This window comes from Acetobacter tropicalis (assembly GCF_001580915.1).
GTDB lineage: Bacteria > Pseudomonadota > Alphaproteobacteria > Acetobacterales > Acetobacteraceae > Acetobacter > Acetobacter tropicalis.
Genome location: NZ_LHZQ01000041.1, coordinates 1 through 947, shown reverse-complemented (window position 1 = coordinate 947; position 947 = coordinate 1). Strand labels below are relative to the sequence as shown.

The window sequence follows — 947 nt, the reverse complement described above, 5'->3', positions numbered from 1 at the left end:
CAAATCGAAGCGTTTTCCGCCTGAGTTTCGTGAACGTGCAGCCCGCATGGTTCTGGAGGAAGAGAAGAACCACCCATCACGCTGGTCCGCAGTGATGATGATCGCTCCAAAGCTGGATATTCACCCTGACACGCTGTCAAAATGGACCCGTCTGCATGAGCGGGCCAATGCGCCTGCGGTGAGTGACCTGCCTGATCGAGAGAAGATCAGGCAACTGGAGCGAGAGAACCGCGAATTGCGGCAGGCCAATGAAATCCTGCGCAAGGCTTCTGCGTATTTTGCCCAGGCGGAGCTCGACCGCATCTTCAAGCCATGACACGCTTCATTGAGGAGCACCGGCAGACATATGGTGTCGGGTCAATCTGCAGGGTTCTGTCGATTGCACCATCTGCCTATTATGCTTATCGGGCAAGACAGAAAAATCCTTGTATGCGTAGCCAGAAAGACAAAGAGCTGAGCGACGAAATCCGTAGAGTGTGGAATGATAATTTCTGCGTCTATGGAGCGCGTAAGGTTTGGCATCAGCTCAGACGTGAAGGTCTGGATGTCGCCCGCTGCACGGTAGAGCGGCTGATGCGCCGGATGGGACTGAAAGGCGTCATTCGTGGCAAGGGTGTCAGAACCACACGGCCCGATCCGGCGCGGCCCTGTCCACAGGATCTGGTACAGCGACAGTTTCATGCACCAGCCCCCAACAGACTGTGGGTTTCGGATTTCACGTATGTTTCCACGTGGCAGGGCTTTGTTTATGAGGCCTTCATCATTGATGTATTCGCACGGGTTATTGTGGGCTGGCGTGTCTCCTCAACGGCCCATACCGACTTCGTGCTGGATGCCCTCGAACAGGCTCTGTGCCAGAGGCGGCCTGAGGGCAAAGTGACCCACCATTCCGACCGCGGCTGTCAATATGTGTCCATTCGCTACACGCAAAGACTGGCTGAAGCGGG

At 55.8% G+C, this 947-nt stretch carries 1 pseudogene and 1 other annotated feature; the pseudogene reads left to right on the top strand.

What is annotated here, in order from left to right:
• Positions 1-947 (top strand): annotated as a pseudogene (locus AD944_RS00220) (IS3 family transposase); the annotation flags it as partial.
• Positions 271-387: a sequence feature (AL1L pseudoknot), on the top strand. It overlaps the preceding pseudogene by 117 nt.